Annotated in this window: 15 protein-coding genes; 6 read left to right on the forward strand and 9 right to left on the reverse strand. The window is 63.6% G+C overall.

What is annotated here, in order from left to right; all coding sequences use genetic code 11:
* The first annotated feature begins 78 nt into the window (after positions 1-78).
* Together F4Y72_01750 and F4Y72_01755 are read left to right on the forward strand one after the other, a co-directional pair.
* Positions 79-795, forward strand: coding sequence for a hypothetical protein (locus F4Y72_01750; protein MXZ27010.1), 717 nt, complete (start codon positions 79-81; stop codon positions 793-795).
* A gap of 110 nt (positions 796-905) precedes the next feature.
* Positions 906-1,211, forward strand: coding sequence for an RNA-binding protein (locus F4Y72_01755; GenBank protein MXZ27011.1), 306 nt, complete (start codon positions 906-908; stop codon positions 1,209-1,211).
* A 15-nt stretch (positions 1,212-1,226) separates the two neighbouring features.
* Here F4Y72_01755 and F4Y72_01760 read toward each other — a convergent pair whose 3' ends face one another.
* Genes F4Y72_01760 through F4Y72_01770 form a run of 3 tightly spaced genes read right to left on the reverse strand, consistent with a single transcriptional unit; the run spans position 1,227 to position 4,246 of the window.
* Positions 1,227-2,672: an MFS transporter gene (locus F4Y72_01760; protein MXZ27012.1), complete on the reverse strand. Its 1,446-nt coding sequence runs from the start codon at positions 2,670-2,672 to the stop codon at positions 1,227-1,229.
* On the reverse strand, positions 2,633-3,667 hold the full coding sequence (locus F4Y72_01765; protein MXZ27013.1) for an NADP-dependent oxidoreductase: 1,035 nt from the start codon (positions 3,665-3,667) through the stop codon (positions 2,633-2,635). The genes F4Y72_01760 and F4Y72_01765 overlap by 40 nt, the downstream gene beginning before the upstream one ends.
* 45 nt (positions 3,668-3,712) lie before the next feature.
* Positions 3,713-4,246 carry a VOC family protein gene (locus F4Y72_01770; protein ID MXZ27014.1) on the reverse strand — a complete coding sequence of 178 codons (534 nt, stop codon included), beginning with the start codon at positions 4,244-4,246 and terminating at the stop codon, positions 3,713-3,715.
* A 244-nt stretch (positions 4,247-4,490) separates the two neighbouring features.
* Between F4Y72_01770 and F4Y72_01775 the strand changes: the two genes are divergently transcribed.
* The 3 genes from F4Y72_01775 (at position 4,491) to F4Y72_01785 (ending at position 7,082) form a co-directional block, all read left to right on the forward strand.
* Positions 4,491-5,582, forward strand: coding sequence for a choice-of-anchor B family protein (locus F4Y72_01775; GenBank protein MXZ27015.1), 1,092 nt, complete (start codon positions 4,491-4,493; stop codon positions 5,580-5,582).
* Between the two features lie 71 nt (positions 5,583-5,653).
* A complete protein-coding gene (locus F4Y72_01780) occupies positions 5,654-6,736 on the forward strand; it encodes a class I SAM-dependent methyltransferase (protein MXZ27016.1) in 1,083 nt (360 codons plus the stop codon).
* A gap of 49 nt (positions 6,737-6,785) precedes the next feature.
* Positions 6,786-7,082 carry a hypothetical protein gene (locus F4Y72_01785; protein ID MXZ27017.1) on the forward strand — a complete coding sequence of 99 codons (297 nt, stop codon included), beginning with the start codon at positions 6,786-6,788 and terminating at the stop codon, positions 7,080-7,082.
* Here F4Y72_01785 and F4Y72_01790 read toward each other — a convergent pair.
* From F4Y72_01790 to F4Y72_01815, 6 genes are all read right to left on the reverse strand, one after another.
* A complete protein-coding gene (locus tag F4Y72_01790) occupies positions 7,056-10,217 on the reverse strand; it encodes an efflux RND transporter permease subunit (protein MXZ27018.1) in 3,162 nt (1,053 codons plus the stop codon). The two genes, F4Y72_01785 and F4Y72_01790, sit on opposite strands and share 27 nt — an antisense overlap.
* Positions 10,218-10,219: 2 nt before the next feature.
* Positions 10,220-11,332 carry an efflux RND transporter periplasmic adaptor subunit gene (locus F4Y72_01795; protein MXZ27019.1) on the reverse strand — a complete coding sequence of 371 codons (1,113 nt, stop codon included), beginning with the start codon at positions 11,330-11,332 and terminating at the stop codon, positions 10,220-10,222.
* Between the two features lie 146 nt (positions 11,333-11,478).
* Positions 11,479-12,711 (reverse strand): TolC family protein, encoded by a 1,233-nt coding sequence (locus tag F4Y72_01800; GenBank protein ID MXZ27020.1) that lies wholly within the window; start codon positions 12,709-12,711, stop codon positions 11,479-11,481.
* A gap of 79 nt (positions 12,712-12,790) precedes the next feature.
* A complete protein-coding gene (locus F4Y72_01805) occupies positions 12,791-13,192 on the reverse strand; it encodes a hypothetical protein (GenBank protein MXZ27021.1) in 402 nt (133 codons plus the stop codon).
* A 63-nt stretch (positions 13,193-13,255) separates the two neighbouring features.
* Positions 13,256-14,509: an MFS transporter gene (locus F4Y72_01810; protein MXZ27022.1), complete on the reverse strand. Its 1,254-nt coding sequence runs from the start codon at positions 14,507-14,509 to the stop codon at positions 13,256-13,258.
* 51 nt (positions 14,510-14,560) lie between these two features.
* The gene (locus tag F4Y72_01815; GenBank protein ID MXZ27023.1) at positions 14,561-15,787 is read right to left on the reverse strand and encodes an MFS transporter; all 1,227 of its coding nucleotides are present in this window, start codon (positions 15,785-15,787) and stop codon (positions 14,561-14,563) included.
* 119 nt (positions 15,788-15,906) lie between these two features.
* Here F4Y72_01815 and F4Y72_01820 point away from each other — a divergent pair, with 119 nt between their 5' ends.
* The gene (locus F4Y72_01820; GenBank protein ID MXZ27024.1) at positions 15,907-17,289 is read left to right on the forward strand and encodes an MFS transporter; all 1,383 of its coding nucleotides are present in this window, start codon (positions 15,907-15,909) and stop codon (positions 17,287-17,289) included.
* Position 17,290 lies beyond the last annotated feature (1 nt).

Below are 17,290 nucleotides of genomic sequence, written 5' to 3' on the forward strand. Positions count from 1 at the left end.
ACCCGGGAGTGAGGGCGTCCCGCCCTTGGCGAAGCCGGGACGCCTTAGCTCCCAGGTCGAACTGTTAGCATTGGTCGAATGCGAAACCGGCGGCCGCAAACACTTCTTGCAAGCGCACTCTTCGGCGTATGGGTTGCGTTCACTCTCGTGCTTTCGCCCGCCGGCGCCGCGGCAAACGAGGAGGCAATCGTGAACGCCGACTTCAACCCTCTGGCCGAACTCGGCCGGGAACGCCGCCGCCAGGTCCAGGTCCGTCAATCCTTAAAGGGCGCATTGGAACAGGTGCAGCCGGGAGACGACAGTCTCGCCGGCCTGTTCGAAGCCTGCGCCGACTACCTGGTTAACTCGATGGGTCGGCTCGACCTCACGGACATGAACATCCACGACTTGCTGAAGGAGCGCGTTCGCAAGGACAACGCGGAGGTTCACGAGGCGCTGCAAACACTCGCAAGCCGCCAGGAAAGAGCGAGAGCCGAAAATGCGCTGCTCGCTGAGACGCTTGACGCGTATCGCCAGGCGGACCGTGCCGATTTTGCCGTCCTGGACGAGGCGCTAAGGCACTACCACGCCGTAATGTCGGACTTGATGACGCCGCGCAAGAACCCCTTCAGCGACTACACCGATGTCCTGTTCACAATGGACGACTGGACCAATATCGCCGAGGTCAGCGCGGAAACCATTGCCACCGAAGATCGCCTGTTCGACGAAGTCTCGGTGGCGGCGCCGGACACTCTGAAGCCGGACGCCTTCTCCGGCACGCACGGCATGCAACGGCCGCCTGTTTCGAACAAGTGATCCCTATCACGCCACTCTCGCGCTAGAATGTACGTTCCCGCAATTCTTGCGGGCCAACGGGTGCCCTGCGCACTAGCATGCAGGCGCCAACCAACTTATTAGAAGGAATCATGGGAAGAAAACTGTACGTAGGCAATCTGCCCTATTCAGCAACGGAAAGTTCCGTTACGGAGAAGTTCGCCGAGTCCGGGACCGTCGAGTCCTGCAAGCTGATCAGCGATCGTGACACGGGCCGCAGCAAGGGTTTCGGCTTTGTGGAAATGGCCACCGACGCCGAGGCCAAGGCGGCCATCGAGAACCTGGACGGCTCCGACTATGACGGCCGCCCCATGAGGGTGAACGAAGCCAGGCCGCAGCAAAAGAGATCCGGCGGCCGGGATCGGGGTGGTTATGGCGGCGGCAGGTATCGCCACTGACCTTTCCCCGATCCGCTAGTTCTCCCCGATACGGGCGAGTTCGCGGCGAAAGCAGCGCAGGGTGACGGGCGCCAGCAACAGCACCACCGAACCGTACAGCAGCGGCACGGCGGCAAAGGCAAGAGCCAGGCTCTTGGCGCCGGTCGCCCCGGGCAACACCCACTCCACAAGCGCGTCCATGCCCGCCACGCCGGTTCCGCCATTGAACCAGTCCGACAGCCAGCCCACGGTGGACGGCCCCAGCGTGAGGCCGGTAATGCTGATCGCCATGTAATAGATGGCGGTAATCTGGCCGCGAAATTGTGCCGGCGTGATCATCAGCAGCGCGGTGACGCCGGTGGAGGTGGTGGTGGCGATACCCACGAGGCTTACGCCCAAAACCACGAACGCCGAAACCGTGCCTGGCATCAGGGCAATAAGAAAACCGGTGGGCGCGAAGATGAACGCGCCCACCACGGCGATTAGCAAGGGGGCGTTATCGCGCCCTCGTCGCACCAGAAAATCAGACAACGCGCCGGCCGCGAATACCGTGGCGGGCGCGCACAGCACCGTGACGATGGCCTTGATCTGGGCAAATTCAGGCGTCTCCATGCCCCAGGTCCTTGAAAACACCGCCGGCATCCAGAGATGCGTGTAGGCGACGGTCGTCATCAGGCAGAACGGCAACACGAACGTCAGATAGGTCTTCCAGTGCGTGAAGACATGCCGGAACATGAGCACCGGCGTGGCGTTGATCTGCAGGTGCCTGCGCCCCGGAAGGGAGGAGACATCCCGCTCAAGGTCGCGGCGCACCGGCTCGCGGACCGTCAGCATGGCCAGCGCCAGCAGCACGCCCGGAAGCCCCACAATGATGAAAACCGCCTGCCACGGTCTGATGGCGCCTACCAGCGGCCAATTGAGCACTTCAACCCCGCGCAGCGCCGCCAGCAGCGCGCCAATCACGTAGTAGGCGAAAGCCGTGCCCAGCGACAGCGCCATGGAGTACACGGCAATGGCCTTGCCGCGCTTCTCCTTGGGGAAACTGTCCGCGATCATCGACATCGTGCAGGGACTTAAGGCCGCCTCGCCCACCCCGACACTCATGCGCAACAGGAACAACTGCAGATAATTGCTGGCCAGTCCGCAGAGCGCGGTTGCGGCGGACCACAGCGCGATTGCGCAACTGACGATGGTCACACGGCGCGTACGATCCGCCAGCCAGCCCAGCGGCAAGCCCATCGTGGCGTAGAAGATACCGAAGGCCAAACCCATCAACAGGCCCATCTGGCCGTCCGTCAATCCCATGTCCGCCTTCATCGGCTCCACCAGCAGACCGATCACGGTGCGGTCGATATAGGAAATGAAGTAGGCCAGGGTCAGTAGCACCACCATGTACCAGCGGCGTGCAGGTCGCGGATAGGGAGCGGCAATCGCGGTATTCATCAGTGTTTTTTCTCCGGTTCTCCCCGCACGCTGCAGCATTGCACGCCTACGTTGCGCCCATCGTACAGCCTCGCCAGGGCGTCCGGCATATTCTCGAAGCCCTCCACGACGTCCTGGACGGGTTTGAGCTTACCTGCCTTTATCCACTCCGCCAATCCGTCGAAGGCGTCCTGGAAACGGTCCTGGTAGTTGTAGACGAAGAAGCCGGTCATGCTGCCATTCGCCGAACGCAGATTCAGGTAGTTGGGAAGCGCGAAGCGTTCCCCTCGCAGGTATTCCGAAATCGAACCGCACAGCACGATACGCGCGCCGAACGCCAGGTTGTCCAGGCAGGCAGCAAGCAATTCGCCGCCCACGTTGTCGAAGTAGAGGTCCATGCCGTCGGGACAGAGTTCCGCGACGCGTGCGCAGGCGTCCTCGTTCTTGTAGTCGATGGCCTGCTCGCAGCCCAGTTCCCGGATGAAGCGGCATTTCTCCGGACCCCCGGCAATGCCGATGACGCGGCAGCCGTGGATCTTCAGCATCTGCACAACGATCGAACCGACCCCGCCCGCGGCGCCGGACACGACCGCCAGGTCGCCTGACCTGGGCCGCCCGCAGTCCAGCAGTCCCCAATAGGCGCTTACCCCGGTCATCCCCAGTACGCCGGCGCCCAGAGAAAACGGCAGGCCGTAGTCCCTGCACTTGAAGAACCGCTCGCGCGGCGTCGCGGCCGTGACCTTCCACGTCTGCCAGCCAAGCTGTCCCTGAACGATGTCCCCAGGCTGGTAGTCCGGGTGGTTGGACTCCACCACTTCGCCCACTCCGCGCCCGTGGATCACGTCGCCTATGTCCAGCGGCGTCTCTCCCGAGGGATTGAGGCCCTGCATGTACATCCGCATCACCGGCGCCAGGCCAAGGTAGCGCGTCTTCACCAGCATTTCGCCGGGCCCGGGCGAAGGGATAGGCCGTTCGGCCAGCTCAAAGTCGCTCGGACGCACGTTGCCTTCCGGCCGCGCCGCAATGCGCCATTGCAGGTTGACGTCCTCTCGCAAAGTGCCGCGCCCTCCTTCCCGGCGGCCACTATACTGGATCGGGCCCTATTGATCCTGCTCGATCATTTCGTAGATCTCGACCATTTGGCCCGTGGGGGCGCGCAGCAGGATCGTCATCGAGCGGCCCGTGCGCGACGGTCCGTAGGGCTTGACGATGTCGACACCGTGCGCGACGGCGCGGTCGTAAACGTCGCGAATATTCTTGCCCATGTGCACCAGCACCACGCCGCCATAGGCCGTGCCTTCATCGGGCAAATCAAGCTCGGGAAAATCCGGAGTGTCCTCCACCATCAACAGGCCGATCATGGCCCCCTCCCTGGACGTGAAAATGGTGAAGTAGGTGGTCGAATCTTCGTTCCAACCCAGCAGATGGGCAAAGCCCGTGCGCGCTTCCGGATCGCCGGCGTAGTCGAAGCCCATTACGTCCCTCCAGAACGTGATGGACGGCTCGAGGTCGGCCCGGCGTGCGAGCACCGCGGTGCGTATGAAGGTAGCGTAGCCCGGCTCGGGTTCGTGGCTGTCCGCCTGGGCGCCCGCGAACATCAGTACGCCGGCAAGCAATAGAGTAAATTTGCGCATGGGTGTGCTCCCTGTTTTGTTTCGGCTGCAACTATAGACCTTTAGGGTAATCATGCGGGTCAGGAGAAGAATCGCAGGCGGCGCGGCCGCGGTGCTCTTCCTGTGCGCGGTCCTGTCCGGCTGCGGTGGCGGTGGGGGCGACACAAACCCGCCACCTCCGCCGCCTCCCGTTACGCCTCCGCCACCGCCGCCGCCCGTCACACCGCCGTCACCCGCGACCCTCGGCACCGGACCGGAAAATTGCATCGACGGCAACGCCGGAGATTTCGCCTGCAGGGGCATCTCGCTTGAGAAACGGGTTTCGCTAGCCACCATGGAGGGAACCTCGGGCAACGACGTCTGGGGCTGGCGGGACTCGCAGACGGGCAAGGAATACGCCCTGATGGGCATGACCAACGGCACCGCATTTGTTGACGTTTCCGAGCCGCAAAGCCCGTTGTTCCTCGGAAGGCTGCCGACGGAAACCAGCAATTCCGTGTGGCGGGACATCAAGGTGTACCGCGACCATGCCTACGTTGTCGCGGACAACGCCGGCGCGCACGGCATGCAGGTATTCGACCTGACGCGCTTGCGGGGCCTGTCCGGGCCTGCGGATTTTTCCCCCGATACGGTGTATGACGGCTTCCGGCACTCGCACAACCTGGCGATCAACGAAGAAACCGGCTTCGCCTACGCGGTATCGACGGACACCTGCGACGGCGGGCTGCACATCATGAACATCCGGACGCCCATCAATCCGATGTTTGCCGGCTGTCACGAAGTGACCAGGACGCACGATACGCAGTGCGTCATCTACCGGGGCCCGGACGAAGAGCATCGCGAACGGGAAATCTGCTTCAGCTCCAACGAGAACCACGTCGAGGTGGTCGACGTTACCGACAAGTCCGCCCCTGTGCGCGTTTCATCCATCACGTACCCGCAACTGGGCTACGTGCACCAGGGTTGGCTAACGGAAGACCACCGTTACTTCCTGCTGGGCGATGAGCTGGACGAGACCAATTACGGTCTGACCACGCGCACGCATGTATTCGACGTCTCGGACCTGGATTCCCTGGAACACCTCTATGCGCACGACCTGGGCACGCAAGCGACCGATCACAACCTCTACGTGCAGGGAAATCGCGTGTTCGAAGCAAACTACAGCTCCGGTCTGCGGGTTCTTGAGTTCGGCGACCTGACGACGGAGGACATCAGGGAAATCGCTTTTTTCGACACGTTCCCGGACAGTAACACCCGGAGCCTGCAGGGCGCCTGGAGCGTGTACCCGTTTCTTCCTTCCGGAACGCTGCTCGTCAGCGATATGCAGAACGGGCTGTTTGTTCTGTCGATGCAATAGCAAGCACCGCAAGCAAACGTGCCAGCCACTTTCGCGCTAAACTAATCGAACCGCCAACCGAGGGAACCCGCATGATCCCGATCAGCCAGAGACACCGCGCCGGCCTTCAGTTCCTGGGGTCGCTGCAGCATTTTTCCTCCAGCCACATTCGCGATATTGCGCGCGAGCAGTTTGCCGCCAGCGAGAAAGGGCGAGAGTTGCTCGAAGCCGAGGTCAAGCCGGAACCGCGCGCCCAGTTGAAACGTGCGCGGGAAGCCCGCAAGGCGGCGTTGGAATGCCCGGCCTACCAGCACGAGAGGCTTTATCAGCGCTACGTGGCCGAAGAGAATTTCGTGCGAGCGATTCCGGCCGTGGAGGAAAAGCGCGAAGAGTGCATCGAGGTCCTCAGCCGCGAGCCGGAATACGAAGGCGGCTCGCTGGAACTCGACGACAGCGTGCCGATTCCGAAGTACTACGAAGGCGTGGAGTGGCACCTGGAGCCGGGCGGCTGGGACGGCTACGACCTGGCCACCCCGATGTTCATGGCGGGAGTGGCCCCACATGTTTTCTCCCGCGGCGGCTATGCGGCCGTGGAAGTGGACCAGGACATCCGCCGGCAGCGCGTGGATGTTGTTAGCCTGCTGCCGAAAGACCACTACGACCGCATCTACGAACCCGGATGCGGAGGTCTGGGCGCGCTGGCAGCCTGCAGCAAGGTGTATCCAGACGCCGAGCTGACCGGCAGCGACATCTCGACGTCGCTGCTCAAGGGCGGGCACAAGGCCGCGCGCACCATGGGAATACCCATCCACCTGAAGCAGCGCGATGCGCGCGACACGGGCGAGCCGGACGAGTCCTACGATGCCGTGCTCATGTACGCGCTTCTGCACGAAATGCCGGTGAAGGTGAGCATCGACACCATCCGCGAGGCGTACCGGATCCTCAAGCCCGGCGGCGACATCGTGATCAACGACCCGCCGCCATTCAGCCGCGTGGACGCATTCCAGGCCGCGATCCTGGACTGGGAAAGCGAATATCGCGGGGAACCCTTCTTCAGCGCGGCCTGTTCGATGGACTGGGCGACGGTGCTCGAAGAAGTCGGCTTCAAGGTGCTCGAAGCGCGCGCCCTGGATTCAAGGGGCTACCCCTGGGTCAACGTAGCGACCAAGCCTTGAGCGTTGCGCTGCACCCCGCGGACGAGAGCGGGAGGCCCTCGATCCCGGCATGACCAAACCGCCGACCCGTCCGCTCACCGGCGACGAAAGCCTGGACCGGCTGCTGCGCATGAACACGGAGCTCCTGTCGGAGCTCTGGATCCTGCGCGACCGGGTCATGGTCCTCGAGAAAATCCTTGAGGAGAAGGGGTTGCTGGATGCCGCGGCAATAGACGACTATGCGCCTTCTCCGGAATTCGGCGAGGTCCTGCAGGACGAACGCGACCGACTGGTGCGGCGCGTGGCCGGCGCGCCCTGGACCGAGGAATTCACCTGGCAGTCACTCGTCGAGCGCGGCGGGCGGTAGTTTCCTCCCGACCCAGGCGAAATACACCGCCGGGATAACCAACAGCGTAAGCGCCGTCGTCGAAACCATCCCGCCTAGCATGGGCAGCGCGATCCGGCGCATCACGTCCGCACCGAGCCCGCTGGTCAGGAAGATCGGCATCAGGCCGACGAGCACCGTTATCACGGTCATCAGTATGGGCCGCAGGCGCAGCGCGGCGCCCACGCTGATGGACAGCATGATTTCCTCCTTGTTTGCGGGCATGTCCTCTCGCACGTGGTTGTCGAGGTACATCACCATGACCACCGCGGTTTCAGCCGCAACTCCACCGAGCGCGATGAACCCCACCGCGACGGCCACGGACAGGTTGTAACCGGCCAGCCATATCGCCCACAGTCCCCCGATCAGGGCGAAGGGCAGCGAAAGCATGATGATGGCGGTCCGGTCCAGCCGTCCGAAGTGCAGCATCAGCAGCAGAAAGATCAGCGCGATCGCCGACGGTATGGCGATCCTGAGACGTGCCCCGGCCGCTTCGATCTGCTCGTATTGCCCGGACCACTCGATCGCGTAGCCCGGCGGGAGCCGCACGGCGCTGTCCACGACGCGCCGGGCCTCGGCAACGTAGCCGCCCAGGTCCCGGCCCTCGATATCCACGAAGACCCAGCCGGTGAGGCGCGCGTTCTCGGAACGGATCATGGGCGGCCCCTCGGTAAAGGACACGGCTGCGAGTTCTCCGAGCGGAATATGCGCCCCCGTGGGCGTCGGCACCAGGATGTTCTCAAGATCGTCCCGGGTCTCCCGAAACGGCCGGTCGTAGCGCAGCATGATGTCGTAGCGCTCGCGTCCTTCCACGCTCTCGGCGAGCTTCATGCCGCCCAGCGCGGTCTGGATGACCGACTGGAATACGCCCATGTCGATATTCCGGCGCGCAAGCTCGGAGCGATTCGGCAGGATTTCGAGGTAATTGCCGCCCAGCACCCGGTCGGCAAGCGCCGTGCGGGTGCCGGGGACCCGGCTGACGGCCGATTCCACTTCGCGGGCGATCCGCTCAATCTCGGCGAGATCGTCACCCGTAATCTTTACGCCGACGGGCGTGCGCACGCCGGTCGACACCATGTCCATCCGAATATTGATCGGGTTGCCCCAGGAATTGGTCAGGCCCGGCATCTGAAGGCGGCCGTTCAGGTCTTCGATGAGTTTTTCCGGCGTCATTCCGTCCCGCCACTCGGACATCGGCTTCAGCCGAATCCAGGTTTCGATCATCGTCAGCGGCGCCGGGTCGGTGGCGGTGTCCGCCCGGCCGGCCTTGCCGAAAACGCTCTCGACCTCCGGCACGTCCGCGATGACCCGGTTGGTCTGGCCCAGGACCTCGCGGATCTTCGTGGAGGAAACGCCCGGCAGCGTGGTCGGCATATACAGCAGTTCGCCTTCGTAAAGGGGCGGCATGAATTCCGATCCCAGGCGGGAATACGGAATCAATGCGCTTGCGATCAGGATTACGGCCGCCGTCACCGTCATCCATTTGAACCGCAAGGCAGCGCGCAGACAGGGAGCATAGAGTCGCGCGGCGAACTCGCTGACCGGATTGCGCACCCGCAGACGCCCCTTGAGGAGCAGCAGGATCAGCACCGGCACCAGCGTGACCGACAGCAAGGCCGCGAAACCCATTGCGTAGGTCTTGGTGTAGGCCAGCGGGGCGAACAGGCGGTGACTTTCGCCGGTCAACGCGAATACCGGCAGAAAGGAAACGGTGATGATGAGCAGGGAGAAGAACACGCCGGGGCCGACTTCCCTTACCGCCTGGATGACGGCTCGCCGGCGGGCTTCGCGACCGGCCCCCGCGCCCAGATCCGACAGCCTCCGGTTCGCGTTCTCCACCATCACGATCGAGGCATCCACCATCGTGCCGATGGCGATGGCGATACCGCCCAGCGACATGATGTTGGCGGTTATGCCCTGCGCGGACATGATCACGAATGCTCCGAGCACCCCCAGCGGCAGCGTGATCAGGGCCACGAAAGCGGAGCGAACATGCAGCAGGAAGATGAAGATCACCAGCGCCACCGCGATCCCTTCTTCGATCAGCTTGCGATACAGGTAGGAGACGGCCCCTTCGATGAGCGGGGCGCGGTCATAGGTCGTGACGATGCGGACGCCTTCGGGCAGCCCGCGCTCAAGGTCTTCCAGCCTTGCCTTTACCCGGCGGATCACGTCCAGCGCGTTTTCCCCGTCGCGCATAACGACGATTCCGGCGACGGTCTCGCCCACGCCGTTCAGGTCCACGATGCCGCGCCGCAACGCCGGGCCCTCGACGATCCGCGACACGTCGGCGAGGGTCACGGGCGTGCCGTCTTCCGCGTACACCACCACCTGCTCCAGGTCGAGACGGTCCTCCACGTAACCGGACGACCGGATCACGAACTCGCTTTCACCCTGCTCCAGCACGCGTCCGCCTACTTCGCTGGACGCGGCTCCGACCGCCTCGGAAATGCGCCGGATGGACACGTCGTAGGCGCGCAGCTTGTTGGGGTCGATGAGCACCTGGTACTCGCGCACGAAACCGCCCACGGACGCAACCTCGGCCACCCCGTCGACGCCGGCCAGCTCAAAACGCAGGAACCAGTCCTGCAGCGAACGCAATTGGGCGAGGTCCGTGCGCCCGCTCTCGTCCACCAGAGCGTATTGATATACCCACCCCACCCCGGTCGCGTCCGGACCGATCTGCGGTGTTGCGCCTTCCGGCAATTCCGCGCTGAGGCGTGAAAGGGCCTCCACGACCCGCGAGCGCGCCCAATACAGGTCCACATTGTCTTCGAAGATCACGTAGACAAAGCTGGTCCCGAACATCGACGAGCCCCGCACGTCCCTGGTCTTGGGCAATCCGAGCAGATTGGCCGACAGCGGATAGGTCACCAGGTCCTCGACGATCTGCGGGGACTGCCCCGGAAACTCGGTGCGGATGATCACCTGCGTGTCGGTCAGGTCCGGTATGGCGTCCAGCGGCGTCCGTTCCAGCGACAGCCAGCCGGCCAGCATGAGCCCGCCGGCCAGCGTCAGCACGATGATCGGATTGTCCGCCGACCAGGCGATCAGCCGGGCGATCGCCGAGTCCGACGGGTCCCGGCCGGCCAGCTGCTCTGTCGGATGCTCGGCCACGGTTAGTGCCTGTGCATGGAATGGTCCGTGGCGCCGCCCGGGGGCAGCGAATCGAGCTTGGCAAGCCCCTCTCGCAGGTTGGCCTCGGAGTCGAGCATGAACTGCCCGCTCACCACCACCCTCTCGCCTGGGTTCAGGCCCTTGAGAATTTCCGTGCGGCCGCCCCCGGCAACGCCTGTCTCCACGGCCCGGCCGGTAAAGCGGCCGTCCCCCAAGGCGACGATCACGTGCTCGCCCCGGCTGTCCCGCAGGAGGGCCTCGGTCGGCACGGAGAGGCGCGCTTCACCGCTTCCCAGGCTGAATTGAATGTCCGCGTAGGCGCCGGGGCGCAGCGCCCCGGAGGCATTGTCCACCTCGATGCGGACGTCTGCGGTCCGGGTCCTGGGATCGATTGTCGGATAGACGTAGTCCACCGTTCCCTCGTTCGGCGCCCCCGGCGCGCTCGGGAATTGCAGCGAAACCGTCTGTCCGGCCTCCACCATGGACAGGTCCGCTTCGGGGATGGAGGCGATGATCCAGACCCTTTCGTACGACTGAAGACGCAGGATCTGCGTTCCGGGCTTCACGTAATCGCCTTCCCGCACCGAAAGGGCGGATATCGTCCCGGAAGCCTCCGCGTAAACGGGCAAGCGCTCGATCACTTCGCGGTTTTCGACGAGCTGCTCGATTGCGGCGGCCTGCATGCCGTCGGAAATCAGACGCTGGCGGCCCGAATCCATGCGCGTCCGGCGGCCCGCCTCCAGTGCAGCCAGGAAATCCTTCTGCGCGGCAATCAACTCGGGGCTGTATACGCGATACAGCAGCGCGCCGCGCGTAACCTCGTCTCCCTCCGCACGCACCGCCAGGTCTTCGATCCAGCCCTCCAGCCGGGAAACCGCAACGGTCTCAAGCCGTTCGTTGCTTTCGACGTTTCCGTACGCACGCACCGTCCTGTCGAAAAAGGCAGTCTCCACGCGGGCGGTGCGCACACCCATGGTCTGGATCATTTCCGGCGCTACCCGCACCTCCAGCGCGGCGCCTTCCGGGAGTGTGGACCCATTCGAAACGGGCACGAGATCCATCCCGCAAATGGGACAGGGGACGTCGGGATCCTGTGACACGAATTGAGGATGCATCGGGCAGGTGTGTTGCTGATCCGCCTGCACAAACGTTGGGGACTGTCCCGTCGACGAATCGGGGCCGGACCCGTTTCCGCCACAGCCTCCAACCGCCAATGCGGTCAACAGCAACACGGCGAAATAACAACGGAAATTAAAACTGTTCATGACGTCACCAGTAAGGAGTTGAGTTGCGCAACAGCGCGATCGCGGCGGGCCTGCTCGTCTGCCATACGGCCCAGCAGGATCAGTTCCGCCAGTTCGCCATCGATAACCGGCGAGTAGTCCCCTATTCCCGACTCGTACCGGGTCCGCTGAGCCTGAACCTGCTCGCGGATGGCGGAGATCTTTGTCTGCAGCGCGGCGAAGGCCGCTTCCGCGGCCCGTCTGGTCGCGTCCAGGGCCGCGTACCGGGCCGCCGCGGTCCTCGCTGCGGCCATGTGGCGATTTCTGGCGCTTTCCCGCTCAGCCCGCGCCGCGCGTAGCGCCGGAGCCTGCGAACGGCTGCCCCACAAGGGAACACTGAAAGTTACGGCGGCCGATACCCAGTCGTCGCCCGGAAAGCGCATGCCCGAGGCGCCCGAGTCACGTTGCTGATAAGTAACCTGCAGGCCCCAGTCCGGTTTCCAGGCGGCCTGCGCCTCGGACACGCCTGCGTCGGCCACGGTTATGTTTTCCCGCGCCACCCGTACCGCGTGAAAGGCATCGGGATTTCCCGACCAGGCCTGTGGCTCCAGATCCGGCGGAGGCACGTTTCCGGCCCCGACGACGAGGTCCTGAAGACGCGCATCGACCTCTGCCCTTTCGCCTTCGAGGTCCGCCAGGGCACGGTCGACCTCCGACCGCTGCAGGTCGATCTCGGCCAGGCGGAACAGCACCGGGCGCCCTGCGGCAATCTCGCCCTGCACGATCTGCTCCAGTTCGCCATACAGGGAATCCTGCTGCCTCAGGAAAGAAACCTGCTCTGCTATACGGCGCCTTTCGACCAGTGCAACGATCAATTCGGCGCGCATCCGCGCAAACTGCAGAGCTTCCACCGCGTCATTGTGCGCGGCGCGGCGATTCGCGCGCTCCGACCGGGCTGCGCGTTCGGGCCGGTTGGGAATCTGCTGGCTTATGCCGAGCGCCTTGTTGGTAGGCAGGTAAGTACGGAATGAAGGGTCGAGCAATGGAAAGTTGTTGACGCCTACCGATACCACAGGATCGGGCCACGCTACGGCGGCAACGGCATCTTCGCGGTAGGCCTGCGTTTGCAGGCGGAGCGCCTGGAGTGCGGGATGGTCCCTGAGACGCGCCTCAAGCTCCTCGAAGCTTTGCCCGAACAGGGGCGGTGCGCTTAGAGCAAGACCAAGCGAACACGCCAGGAATAAGAATGGTTTTCGGCTGTTTCTGGCCATCTTGATCTCCCTTTGAGGGAAATGAGCGGGTACGGAAGCGCACCGGGCGCGCGCCCGGTGCGAGCGTTGCGCTCGATGGCTAGTTCAGGAGGCGCTGCTTCAGAAAGACGGGCGTTAACGCAGCCCGAGGGATCGCGGGAGGCGGTCCGATATTCCGAACCGTTTGCGGGCGAACGGACACGGCCGGATGACCGGTAATCGCCGGCGCCGGATTGAACTCCGGCAGATGATTGGATGCAAAGGCCTGGGCTGCCGAAGGTGCTGGGGCCGGCTCGTAGTCGCCGCAATCGGCGCACTGCGGGCAATCGCCCTGCTGCGTATCGGTATGCCCCGTCTCAGTGGATTCGTGGCAGGCAGGTTCTTCGACCGAGGTCTCGCGCGCATGGGTCAGCAAGTCTTCCGGGCAATGGCAAGCCAGTGCCGGCTGCACCGCCAGGAAGGCGCCGGCCAGGGCAAGCAATGCGCGTCGAAGGACTTTCATATGCGCCACGATTATACGCTTTCCGGGCGAAGTATCTGAGCTGCAAGGTATTTTGGGACCGATTCAGCGCCCACGGGACTCGGCCCTGTCGCGCCCCAGCAGCAACAGCAGCGCCGGGCCCAGCACAAGCAGCGCCATCGCCGGCAGCAGCACCAGAATATACGATCCCTCACGATCAAAGGTGAGCCCGAATATCACGGGGCTGGTCGCGGTTATGAAAGCCTGGCAGATCATGATCAGCGAGTAAACGCGCCCGTAGGATGCAAGGTCGAATTCGCGTGCAATCATGTACGGCAGGGCGGCGAATTTTGCGCCCGCGGACAAGCCCACGCAAGCCGCCGCGCACACTACCGTCCACAGGGGAAGTTCCGGCAGCGTAAGCAATCCGCAGGCAGCCGCCCCGACGGCCAGCGCCACAAAAGCCAGGCCCGGCGCCCACACGTAATCGATCAGATATCCGCCGCCCACTCTTCCCACCATGATGAACAGACCGACCAGGCTGAACAGCGCCGCCGCCTGCGGCCTCGCATAACCGGCGTCCTCGAGGATGGGGACAAAACTGGAAATCATTCCCGACAGACCGAACGTCGCAGCGCAGAATGCGACTGCCATGATCCAGAAGGTTCGGGACCGAACCGCCAGCCGGAACCCCGAGTCGGGCCTGGCCTGACCCGGCCGGGCAGGCGCCTCGTTCTCCTTCGGCGGGGGTTCGGCCGGCTTGCGCGGAGCATCCTTCAAACCCAGGATCAGGACAGGAACCCCCACCAGGAGAATGAGCGCGGAGACTCCGTAAAAACCGGCGCGCCAATTGAAGTAATCCATGAGGGTGGCGACATAGGGCGGCAGGAACAGAGCCGCCAGTCCGCTTCCCGAAAGCAATATGCCGAAGGCCATGCCCCTCTTGCGTTCGAACCATCCGGCCACGTACCGCGTCAGCGCGATCGATGAGGCGCCCATGCCAAGGACGGTTGCGATCGACCAGGAGGCGTAGAAGCGCGGCAGCCAGTCGCTGCTCGTGCCGATGAGCGCCATGCCCAGGCCATAGCCCACCGTGCCCCAGATCACCAGGGGCCGGGCGCCGTAGCGATCGCAAAGCCAGCCGAGGAGCGGCGCCACGCTCGCGGCGGTCATCGTGGCGACCGTAAAGCTCAGGGCCACCTCGGCGCGGGACCAACCGAAGGCTTCCCCCAGGGGGATGGTAAGAACACCCAAAAGGTAAACCGGCACGGTGCCGAAACTGAATATCTTGCCGACCAGGGCAGCACCCAGCGGCCGCCAGCCGCGGCGAAACTCGCTCCAGGGACTGTCGGGGCTCATCGGCGCAACCTGAACTGTCGGGAGCCTCGCCGTGCAGAGTCCTGACTGGCGTCAGTGCCCCGCCACGGGACCGCGGCCCCTGCTAAGGAAAAGCAGCAAGGCAGGGCCCAGCACCAGCAGCACCATTGAAATCAGCAGCACCTCGCGATAGGAGCCCTGCTGGTCGAACGTATTGCCGAAGATCGGAGGGCTTATGGCCGTGATGACCGCAACGCTGATGACCAGCAGCGAGTACACGCGGCCGTACGATTTGAGGCCGAACTCGCGCGCGGTCAGATACGAAAGCGCATCCCATTCCGCTCCGGCGGAAACGCCCAGGCAAAAGGCCGCGAGAACCACCATCCAGACGGGCAGTTCAGGCAGTGTCAGCAATCCGCAAGTCACGGCGCCGAAGCACAATGCAACGAAAGTCAGTCCCGGAGCCCACAGGTGATCGAGCAGGTAGCCCACACCCAGCCGACCGACCATGACGAATAATCCGATCAATCCCGTCAGCGTCCCTGCCTGCACCCTCGAATAACCGGCGTCCTCGAGAATAGGGGCAAAACTGGAAATCAACCCGGCGATTCCGAATGTCGCGGCGCAGAACGCAATCGACATGAGCCAGAATGCGCGGGACTCCACGGCCAGCCGGAATCCGGTACTGCGCCTGGCAGCTGCCTGCCCGGCAGCGGATTGTTTGAGAGGCGCTTCCCTCAACCAGAAAAATATCACGGGAACTCCGACAAGAAGGATCGCCGCCGAAAGTCCCAGATAACCCGCTCGCCAGTTGAAGTTTTCGATCAGCGTAGCTACGAAGGGAGGCGCCATGGCTGCGGTAAGCCCACTGCCCATCAGCATGATTCCAAGAGCCAGGCCCCGCTTGCGCTCGAACCACCCGGCCACGAATTTGGTCAGGGCTATCGCCGAAGCACCGACCCCCAGCATTGTCGCCAGGGACCAGGAAGCGTAGTACCGCAACAGCCAGTCGCTGCTGGTCGCAATGATCGCCATGCCAAAGGCATATCCGATCGTACCGACGAGTACCAGCGGACGCGAACCGAAACGGTCGCAAAGCCAACCAACGAGCGCGGATAGGCTGGCGGAGGTAAATGTGGCCACGGTGAAGCTGAAAGCGATTTCGCCGCGCGTCCAGCCGAACGCCTCTACCAGCGGAATCGTGAACACGCCCACCACGTAGATCGGGATGGTTCCGAAGCTGAACGCCTTGCCGATGACGGCGGCGCCAAGGGGTACCCACCCCCGGCGGAACTCATTCCAGGGACTGACCGAATTCATTGGCGCAACATAAGCGCTTCGGCGTGCCGAACGCAAGCGCCCGGGAAACGGCTGCCCTCGTGCGGTGCGCGGTTTGACCCGTAGAATAGCGCCCTCATGCCCCACCCCGCGTCGAGTGAATCACGGCCTTGAACCAGTCCATCGCACCTCAGGCCAACGTCCCGCTGCACCAGAGAATCACGTGGGGATTCGGCTCGTTGGGGACGATTACGTACCTCAACGTCTTCACCGCGCTGGCCATGTACTACCTGACCTTTGTGCTCAAGGTGGACGAGGCCCTGGCCGGAACGCTGATTACAGCCGCCCGCCTGATCGATGCGTTCAGCGACCCATTGATGGGCTGGGTGACCGATCACACGCGCAGCCGCTGGGGTCGCCGCCGGCCCTACCTGCTGCTGGGCGCCGTGATCTGCGCCGCTTCGCTTCCGGCCGTCTTTTCCCTACACGGCATGTCGGACGTACTGCCGCCTTCCACCGTCCTGGTGATGGCGGTACTGATCGCCTATTCCCTGGGATTCACCATTTTCAACGTTCCGTATCTCACGATTCCCGTGGAAATGACCACCGATCGCATGCAACGCCTGAGCCTGATGAGCTATCGCTCGGTGTTCATGATGGTGGGGGCCGCGCTTGGCGCATCGGTCGCCCCGGCGATGCTCGAGTTCTTCGGCGGCGATACGAGCGCTTCCGCCTTTCAGATCATGGCGGGGACGCTCGGCGCAGTAGTTCTGGTCGCAATGCTGACAACCTTTCTTGGTACTCGCGGAGCGTATTCCGCACCAGTTGAAAAACAACCGAAACTGTCCATTGGGAAACAGATCCGGACGGTCAGCAAGAACACGCCTTTTGTGCTGCTGATCGGCGCCAAGTGCACACAATTCGTGGCGCTGGCCGTTACGGGCGGCACCGTCGTTTACATGTTTACGGTGGTCCTCAAGCAGCCACTCACACTTCTGCCCTGGCTGGCCGTCTCTACAAGCCTGACCATCCTCGTCGCGATTCCGTTCTGGAAATGGTTCGGCCGGTCCATCACCAAGCGGCGCGGCGTCCTGATCGGGGCGGGTGCGGAGATCTTCGCCCACCTGAGCTGGCTGCTGGTGAGCCCGGACTGGAGCAGGGAGGCGATGATTGCCTTCCTCGTTGTCCGCGGAGCGTTTTCCGGGTTCTTTGCGGGAGCGATCCTGCTCTATTCGCAGGCCATGTGGCTCGACACGATCGATTACGACCAGGAACGCACCGGGCTGCGCCGCGAAGGCCTCTACACGTCGGTCTACGTGTTCGTGGAAAGACTGGGCTATTCGCTCGGCCCCATCCTGCTGGGGTTCATCCTGAAGGCAGGCGGATTGAACATCAATCTGGACCCCGCGGACCAGCCGGCCAGCGCGGCGACGGCCATCCTTTTCTGCATGGTCGCGATCCCTGCGATCGCGCAGGTATGCATGGTGCTGTTCGTCTGGTTCTACAGATTGCCAGAAATAATTAAAGGCATATCAAAGATATAAC

The sequence above is a fragment of the Gammaproteobacteria bacterium genome (assembly GCA_009838035.1).
GTDB lineage: Bacteria > Pseudomonadota > Gammaproteobacteria > Steroidobacterales > Foliamicaceae > Foliamicus.

What these genes read in the sequence shown, in the direction of transcription:
- F4Y72_01750 (MXZ27010.1), top strand. Translation starts at nt 79, where the DNA reads ATGCGAAACCGGCGGCCGCAAACACTTCTTGCAAGCGCACTCTTCGGC.
- F4Y72_01755 (MXZ27011.1), top strand. Translation starts at nt 906, where the DNA reads ATGGGAAGAAAACTGTACGTAGGCAATCTGCCCTATTCAGCAACGGAA.
- F4Y72_01760 (MXZ27012.1), bottom strand. Translation starts at nt 2,672, where the DNA reads ATGCTGCAGCGTGCGGGGAGAACCGGAGAAAAAACACTGATGAATACC.
- F4Y72_01770 (MXZ27014.1), bottom strand. Translation starts at nt 4,246, where the DNA reads ATGCGCAAATTTACTCTATTGCTTGCCGGCGTACTGATGTTCGCGGGC.
- F4Y72_01780 (MXZ27016.1), top strand. Translation starts at nt 5,654, where the DNA reads ATGATCCCGATCAGCCAGAGACACCGCGCCGGCCTTCAGTTCCTGGGG.
- F4Y72_01785 (MXZ27017.1), top strand. Translation starts at nt 6,786, where the DNA reads ATGACCAAACCGCCGACCCGTCCGCTCACCGGCGACGAAAGCCTGGAC.
- F4Y72_01795 (MXZ27019.1), bottom strand. Translation starts at nt 11,332, where the DNA reads ATGCATCCTCAATTCGTGTCACAGGATCCCGACGTCCCCTGTCCCATT.
- F4Y72_01800 (MXZ27020.1), bottom strand. Translation starts at nt 12,711, where the DNA reads ATGGCCAGAAACAGCCGAAAACCATTCTTATTCCTGGCGTGTTCGCTT.
- F4Y72_01805 (MXZ27021.1), bottom strand. Translation starts at nt 13,192, where the DNA reads ATGAAAGTCCTTCGACGCGCATTGCTTGCCCTGGCCGGCGCCTTCCTG.
- F4Y72_01810 (MXZ27022.1), bottom strand. Translation starts at nt 14,509, where the DNA reads ATGAGCCCCGACAGTCCCTGGAGCGAGTTTCGCCGCGGCTGGCGGCCG.
- F4Y72_01815 (MXZ27023.1), bottom strand. Translation starts at nt 15,787, where the DNA reads ATGAATTCGGTCAGTCCCTGGAATGAGTTCCGCCGGGGGTGGGTACCC.